Below are 8,883 nucleotides of genomic sequence, written 5' to 3' on the forward strand. Positions count from 1 at the left end.
CGCCCGGACCCGTCTCGGCGCGTTCCCGCACGCGCGTCGGCCCACGACCTGGTTTCACGCCCTCAGGCGGGTCACCCGACCGGCCGATCACCCCGATGGGAGATGACCCTCCCATCGGGGTGGGCTTTCGCACCATCAGACAGGAACACACCATTGAACACCGACCATACCAAGAAATTCCTCGACTCCATCACCCTAATCGACTGGAAGTTCGAGACAAATCCCACCAAGGCGAGGGCGCACTTCTTCGATCTGTTGCACGACATCCTGCCCGACCGCACCAATAGCCTCGACGAAACACGACGAGACTTGGAAATCCAGTTGACGAACACTCCCGAAAGCGCCCGCGAAATCCTCGGACAGATAGAGGTCCTCGACCTGATCGAGACCCTCGAGCGGATCGCTGAAACCTTCACTCAGCTCCCGTATTCCGGCGCGCTCAAGAAGCTGAGGGACGTGTACCCGACACTGCCTCATCGGGCACGCGAGATCCTCGCCGCATGTTTGCCAGAGTCCGATCCTGGGCTACACCGACTCAGTGCGAGTATCCCACTCATGGGCCCCGTCGACACAGAAGACGCGCCGCCCCGGATCACTACCTGGTCGACACCTCAGGTTCCTAACCTCGCGCCACGCGCACTCGTCGTCAGCGCTGAAATCCACCATGCGCTGAAAGAAATGGTCGACCTGCTCACCAACAAACCATTTGGACGAGCTCGCAAGGAGATCTCCAACATCAAAGGTTCACCCGAAGCGCAGGCGCTGCTCCGTGCCTGCACCCCCAGAAACGACCCCAAACTGTATCAACGATCACCCGAACGGCCACCATGGATGCAGCCATCGGACGAAGAACCATCAACCGTCGAGGTAACCCGGGATAGAAGCGAGGCGAGCGAGAAATTCGCGAGGAAACGCCGTCCTGTGACAGACCCGCGAATCGTCCAAGAGTACTTCGCCGGAAACGCCTTCACAGATGGAAACGCGGCCGAAGCCGAGGAGGCAGGCTGCTTAGACCATGTAGCGAAGCGCGAGGACGACTACCGTAAAACCGATGAAATGATCCAGAAACACGGCGTGCGCCGACCGAAACGCCTGCGCACCTGGAATACTCACGACGCTGAAGAACGAAACCAATTCTGGGACGAGGTCTACGTATCGCACGTCAGTCGGCAGGTGCAGAATTCTCCGCGCGAGCAGTCACTGCCCGACGAACAGGCCCACAAAGCTGCTGTAAGGCGCACCAAGCTCAATGTCCCCTACAACGTTCAACATCAGGACCCCAGCGACCAACGCGACATCAAAAGAAGGACATCCGAAATTGACCACTCGACGCCAGAGGGCTGGCCGTGCGTTTCATGCTTCATCGAACGACCCACAATGCTCAACCGTCCATGGCAGCGCATAGAAGGCTGTTGGCGCACCGACGACGGACTCTGCGAAGAATGCCGTAGCACAGGCGAGTCGGGGATACCGCCACTGCCGCAAGACGCCACCCATGACGATCTCGTGAGCACGCGATGCGAATACTTCACACAGCACCATCCGAACATCGCCTTCGCTGTCCTCAAGCATGCTGAAGAAACCTACCCCGGCAAACGGCAGGCCCGAATAATTCGGAGATTCATCCACACACAGGGGTTGGCCGAATACCCCCGCCAGCAGCAGGATAGTCCCGCCGCAGCGCCATCCAACCACCCGCGCCGCGCCGCGTAGATCTCGAACCTGATGGTGTTGGGCCGACACATCCACATGGCGGCCCAACACCATTCCCGACCTCCAAGAATCGGGCCCGGAGACAAGCACACCATGGCCAAGACCGCCAGCCACCCACATGGCGAAAGCAACCCCTGAACCCGTACACCACCCAACTTGCGAGAGCTGGCGAACTAGATCTTCGGGGCTAGTTCCTGGATCCGGGTGGGCCAGTTCTGGGTTGTTGAAGACTGTTTCGGCGTTGTGCGCCGAGGCCTGAAGCTCGAGCGCGTGGATGTGTTCGGGGGCTGAGTCAGCTGGTGTGGGTCGGGGTCGGGGGTCATCCAAGGTGGTTTGATTGAACACATAGTGCGTGCCTCCTGGTGGGACAGAACATGGGACCCATGTGCGCGCGGGACATTGGAATGGCAGTCGGATCCACCGTTCTGAACGTCTACCCTCCCACCGCGCATCCGCCGAAACCCGAACACCGCCCAGCGGTTCCCGCATCGAAAGCGCCCATCCCAACGACGGCCGCGTCTACCCGCCTCACGCAAGCGCGGCCCGCCGACTCCTCGCCGCTCCTCGACGGCATTCACCCACCGTTCACCTCACTCCGATCACGGTCCGCTGTGGCTGTCGTGCGCCACGGCGGACCCACCCTGCCTCAGCCCACCCCAACTTCTCTCACCATCGCCGCAACGCTGTACCGACCGCCGCGCGCCCGCAAACACCGCTCGCTACCCGAGGACGTCTTCACCCGTGTCCGCTCGACGGATGATTCTATGGTTGAAGCCGAATGACCACCATGAACCACAGAGATGAGAACAGATGATGTCGCATGAACAGGAATTCAACTAATTCCACAGGAAGACATTTCAGGAGGCGCACGTCGCCGCACTCATAGCCGATGAAACCGCCCTGTTGATGAAGGGTTCGCAGGGCTTGAGCCAAGACACCCAAGCCCTGCGAATTCTCGTCGCCGGCTCAGCGCTAACACGCGATCAAGCCATTGAGCTGCTCAGGGAAAAGTACCAACTCCCAGCGATCGGAGCTGCTGACATCCTAGACCGGTATCGCTGAACACAGCGATACCGGTCTGCCACCGGACTGCCGCGGGGCGCTGGAGATGCTGCACACCTACCGGACTATATCCCCGCGCCCCGCCGACCACCATCTCAGGCCGGGGTCATACGCGGCCCGCCCGGATCGCGATCGATTGGGCAACGCTGAAGCACCCTCCTAGATCCGTCCAAGGAGAGACACGACCATCTCCAAGAATTCCAAGTAGCTTTGCCGCACAGGCAGGTCCGCAATTTGCTCTTCGTGAACCCGCACTCACTGATCGCGGAGCTGCTGACACCGCGGACCTCCTGCCCATCAACGACGCCCGCGACCACGTGTCAACGGTTCGTCGCCGCGAGATGCTCGACTCCTCCTGAATTTGGCGCTGGCGGCGCAGACGTAGAAGCGGGTAGTGGGTTCGCCCGCTGCGGCAGGGTGATGCGGCGTCCTCTGCTGCGCCGAAAGGAATGCGCAGGTGACCTTCCACGACGACGGTGACGAGCTCGCCGAAGCGACGAAGCCCAAGCTGCATCTTCCACCTACCAATCCCGATCCGACTCTCGGGGTGAACTCCGGCTTCCGGCAGCAGTCTTGGCGTGCCGCCACGACTGCTGCCGCGAACGAGTCGTCGGCCCACCCCGGTGGTGGCCCGCCTGCCTGAGCGAGCTGGGCAGTCGGGCCACCACCGGGGTGTACGCGCCGGCCAACCTCTCACCAACACGGCTAACCCAGCCCAATCCACCAGCCGCACGCCAGCCCACAGTGACGACTACTTGTCGTCAAAATATGTCTCCCCCACCCCAGCCTCGCTCCTCTTCTTCTCACCAAAGTTTGCTTCATACCTCTTGCATTCTTGATAACTTTTTGATAACGCGGTGTGAGGCTGGTTTGCGGTAGCCCCGATTGCATCACTTGTTCTGCTGGCTTCTGGGGTGGTGATCGTTTGTCATGAAACAGTGACTGCAACCCTCGCCAAGATCAGCGCAGGCGATGGCTATAAGTACTATCTGCGGCACGTCGCGGCGCACGATTTGATGGAGCGGGATCGTTCGAGCTTGGCGGACTACTACTCCGCGCGCGGTGAATCGCCCGGCTGGTGGCTCGGATCAGGGTTGCGTTCGCTGCGGGTCGACTACCGCGGAAAGCGGTTGACGGTTTCGGAAATCAATGTCGGGGATACGGTCACCGAGTCTCAGATGAAGTCGCTGTTCGGGCTTGGTCGTCATCCGCAGGCAGACTTGATCGAAGACGCGGTGATCGAGGCGGAGGTTTCGCTTGATACGGAACACGCGGGCGCCAAGCCCGCCACCCGCAGAGCCACGAAACCTTTGAAACTCAAAGACGCCAAACGGGCGGCTTCCCAGGTGTCGAGGTTGGGTGCGCAGTTCCGGATCTACAGTGGTGTCAGCGACCACCGCAAGCGCTGTGCGGTGGCGTTCAACGAGTACAACACCGCGCGGGGACGCGACCGATACGCGCAGATTCCAGATGATCAGCGCGCTGCGATCCGGACCGAGGTCGCGCGTGACATGTTCGTCGAAAGTTTCGGGCGCCCCCCGCTGGACGCGCGGGAACTATCCGGGTGGGTCGCGCGGAACTCACGGCAACACACCACCGCAGTGGCCGGGTTCGATTGGACTTTCTCGCCGGTGAAATCGGTGTCGACATTGTGGGCTGTTGCCCCGCGTGAGGTGTCGCAGTCGATTGAGGCTGCGCATCGTGCCGCGATCTCCGATGCAGTCACCTACCTCGAACAGCACGCCACCTACACCCGGATTGGGTATAACGGGGCGGCTCAGGTCGATGTCGACGGATTGATCGCCGCGGTCTTCGATCACCGCGACTCCCGCGCCGGGGACCCGGATCTTCACACTCATGTCGTGTGCGCCAACCGGGTTCGCGCTGCGGACGGGCGATGGCGGACGTTGGACGGTGCGATGTTCTATCGCGCGGTGATCACAGCCAGCGAGATCTACAACACTCGCCTGGAAATGCATCTGGAACAACAGCTCGGTTTGGTATTTGCTGAGCGCGCCGACTCAGACCCCAACAAGCAGCCCGTCCGCGAAATCGTTGGTGTCGATCCGCTGCTGAACACCTACTGGTCTCAACGCGACAAAGCGGTTACGGCACGTTTGAGTGAACTGACCATTGAGCACCAAGCCATCCACGGACGTGAACCACTCCCGGTGGAGATGTATCGGCTCGTACAACGCGCGGTGCTCGAGAGCCGCAAGCGTAAGCGTGAACCGCGACCACTGAGTGAGCAGCGCGCGAGGTGGCAGCACGAAGCGATCACAGTACTCGGGGGGGCAAAGGCAGTAGCAGATATGGTTGCTGCCGCACTGCGACAGCCTGCCGCATGGCGTGTGAGGATTGACGCCGAGTGGATCTCGCGCCGCGCCGACCAAGTGGTCGCGACATTGTCGGCGCAGCGGTCGGTATGGCACCGCACGCATGTGCGCGCGGAAGTTGAACGTGTTGTCCGCGGCCAGGTAGCACCGTATGAATGGCCGCATCTGGCCGCGGAGGTAGAAGCACAAGCGCTCGACCCTTCCCGGTCTGTCGCTCGTGGCGATCCTGACGCGCAGGCGCAGCCCGAACTGGCCTCGGTGCCACAGATCTTCCGCCGCGCAGACGGCTCCAGCGTCTACCAATCAGCGGACTGTCAGCTGTATTCGTCGCCGAGAGTTCTTTCCGCCGAAGCTGATCTGATCGAGATGGCCCGCCAGGATGGCGGGCACACGATCGCTGCATCGATCGTGGACGATGCGATCGATGCGTTCAACAACGAAGGCCACCAACTCAACGAGGGACAATCCAGCGCGATCAGAGCATTCGCAACCTCAGGGCTGAGGGTGCAGTTCGCCAATGCCCCGGCGGGATCAGGGAAGACCACCATGATGGGGGTCTTGGCTCAGGCCTGGGTGAAAGGCGGCGGCACGGTGCTGGGGCTGGCGCCCACGGCGAAGGCAGCTGGCGAGTTGGGCGCCAGCCTCCAAGCGCGAGCTGAAACCGTCGACAAGCTACTGGACGTGCTCCAACGCCACACCCCAACTGCGGAACGTGCGTTGTTGGCATCCAGTCGAATGCCACCCAGTTTGCCGCAATGGGTGCTCGACATCGATGCGCGCACTTTGGTCATCATCGATGAGCACGTACAAATTTCCAACGCTTCACGTCTGCGGTTGTTGCGGTTCCTACGTTCTCGCGGAGCAACCAGCCGGATGATCGGCGACACCGAGCAATTGCCTGCGGTCGGTGCAGGCGGCATTGCTGAGGACATGATCGCCGCCTCTGGCACTCACATGATGACCCTCACCCACCTTGTTCGATTCATCGATGACTCCGAAGGCGCCGCGAGCTTACTTCTGCGTGAGGGCGACCCCGCCGGGCTGGCCTACTACCTCGACCACGGGCGTATTCATGTGGGCAGTCCCGCCGCTGTCGCTGACGGGGCGTTCGCCGGCTGGCTTTTCGATCACACCAACGGTCTCGACAGCGTGATGCTCGCACCAACACATGCAATCGTCAACGACCTCAACAGTCTCGCCCGAGACCACCGCCTGGCGAATTCCAACTATCCACCCGGTCCCTCCGTCGAGCTCGCCGACGGTTTGAACGCATCCACCGGTGACACGATCCGCACAGGGCGCAACAACCGCAGGTTGGTCGTCGGCGCCAACGACTATGTCCGCAACGGACACCAGTGGCTCGTCACCGAGGTTCATCCCGATGGCGCGTTGAGCGCGGTCCAGATCAAAGCCCACCGTCAACAAGGCTCGGCTGTGAAGTTGCCTGCCGACTATGTCGCGGCACATGTGCGTTTGGGATACGCCGCAACCATCAACTCCGCCCAGGGCATCACCGCCGACACATGCCACACCGCGCTATCGGGCCGGGAATCACGCTTTCAGTTGTATGTCGCGATCACCCGCGGCCGCAGAGGAAATCAGCTCTACCTCACCACCACCGTGGACGGTGACGAGGAGTCGTTTTGGACCGAGAAGGCCGTCCATCCCCGTACCGGTGTGGAGATCCTCGTGCGGATCCTGGGTCGCGTCAACACCGCCAAATCCGCCCACACCGAACTTCGTGAAGCCCTCGACCCACACTCACGAATCGGCCGCGCCACCGATATCTACCTTGACGCTCTCGGTAGAAGCATCGAGCACGCAGTCGGACAACCAGCCCTAGCGCAACTCGACCGCGAGGCCGAATCACTCAGGGCGGGCCTGACCACCAGTCGCGGCTACGGCGCACTCCGCCAACACCTATCCAGATTGTTGCTCGAGGGCCGCGACGCCATCAGCGAACTCTCCGCCGCCGTCGCAGCCCGCGAGCTGAGTAGCGCCGAGGACATCGCCGCTGTCGTGAACTGGAGACTCGATCCCTCCGGCGCACGTTCGGCGCCCCCTGGCCCACTGCCGTGGCTGCCCGCCATCCCCGACCCGCTGCTCAACGACCCCGACACCGGCGGATTTCTAGGTGCCTGTGCGCGCCTTCTCACCGAACTCGCCACCCAGATACACACCATTGCCAGCGGACACACACCCGCCAGCGCCCCGATTTGGGCGCGCCCACTGGTCGGAGCCGACCCCACCCTGCTTGCCGACCTCGCGGTGTGGCGTGCAGCCACCCACGTCGATGAACTCGATCGCCGCCCTGCTGGACCCCCACGGTTGATTGCCACCGAACGCCGACACCACGAACTGCTCACCGCCCGGGTCACCGAGGCCATCGGCGACGTCAACCACGCGGTCAACAAATGGGCGCCGACTGTCAAACGCATCGCCACCACCATCACCGACGACCCCTTCTGGCCGGTCCTGGCAGAGCGTCTCGATACCGCTGACCATGCCGGTATCGACATCGACGCCCTGCTCACCTCGGCTGCATCGATACGACCACTACCCGACGAAATGCCCGCAGCAGTGCTGTGGTCGCGAATCGCGCTCGGTCCCGCCGCCATGGACACCCCCCCAACCGGCGAGGCCAACCTCACGCCGGAGTGGGCGACGGAAGTGCGTGCAGTTCTTGGTGATATAGCCGCCGAGCGTGTCCTCGCAGACCCCGCATGGCCCAAAGTCGTCGCTGCCATCGACCGCGCCGACCGATCCACCTGGACACCACGCGAGCTACTCGAAGTCGCTAGCGAAATGCTCGTCGCTAGCCGCACCCACGGCGATCACCTACGACCCGACCAGGTCGCGACTGCCTTGGCTTGGCGCATCGAGGCTCTATCCCGCCTCGCCACCCCGTTCGAGGCACCACCACCTTCCGAGCCCCCCAGCGTGGGTGATCATCTCATCGCAGAGTCCGACCTGGTCCCACTCCCCAACCACATCGCCGACGAACAACACCGTCCCACGGAGGCCGGCATGACCGATGGTGCCCATCCCTCATCAGACTCTACTTCGGCGGCGGGCTCGCCAGATCCCACACCAACTGCCGCACCCGCGCCGCTGCCCCACAGTGCGCTGCCGGTAGCGGAGTTGCTCAAATCCGGTGACCTTGTTCGCGCGCGCGAGGCGCTCAAGAAGCTCAGAGCTGACTACGACAGGCACGTCAGCATCCTCAACCGTGTCCACGCGACGCGTGATCGGTATCCGCCTCCAGTTGCCGAGGCACGCCTCGAGCAAGCCGCGCAGAACTCTGAGGTCGGTGACCTCATTCGCGCTAGTGCGCTGTGGGTTGCAGAGGCGGCCGAAACCAGCGGCCCGGCTCGCGCGCGAGATGCGACCAAGAAGCTCAAATCTGACTACGACAGGCGTATCAGCGTGCTGCGTCGTGTCTTCAAGACGCTGGATCAGTATCCGCTAGATGTTGCTGTCGGGCGCTTGAACCGGGCTGCACACAGCTCTGCTGATCCTGGCCTGGGTGAACTCATTGGTGCGTGCACCCCTGAACTGGATACCGGCCCGCCGCACAGTGACACCGATACCCAGTCGGACGCCTCCGCGTCGGTGCCCGAGAGTGTGCTGCGGGTTGCGGGGTTGCTCAAATCCGGTGACCTGGCTCGCGCGCGAGACGCCATCACGAACCTTGGTGATGATTCCACTGCTGAATACATCAGCGTGCTGCGTCGTGTCTTCAAGACGCTGGATCAGTATCCGCTAGATGTTG

At 62.4% G+C, this 8,883-nt stretch carries 3 protein-coding genes; all 3 read left to right on the forward strand.

The genetic code is table 11. From position 1 onward, the window contains the following. The first annotated feature begins 153 nt into the window (after positions 1-153). Positions 154-1,713 carry a hypothetical protein gene (locus tag K940_RS0121040; RefSeq protein ID WP_028479097.1) on the forward strand — a complete coding sequence of 520 codons (1,560 nt, stop codon included), beginning with the start codon at positions 154-156 and terminating at the stop codon, positions 1,711-1,713. Between the two features lie 1,519 nt (positions 1,714-3,232). Beyond that, entirely contained in the window at positions 3,233-3,418 is a 186-nt protein-coding gene (locus K940_RS0121050; RefSeq protein ID WP_028479098.1) for a hypothetical protein, read from the forward strand. A gap of 295 nt (positions 3,419-3,713) precedes the next feature. Next, a partial coding sequence (gene mobF / locus K940_RS29720) for a MobF family relaxase (protein ID WP_155981039.1) occupies positions 3,714-8,883 on the forward strand: 5,170 nt, incomplete at its 3' end.

It is taken from the genome of Nocardia sp. CNY236 (genome assembly GCF_000482385.1).
GTDB lineage: Bacteria > Actinomycetota > Actinomycetes > Mycobacteriales > Mycobacteriaceae > Nocardia.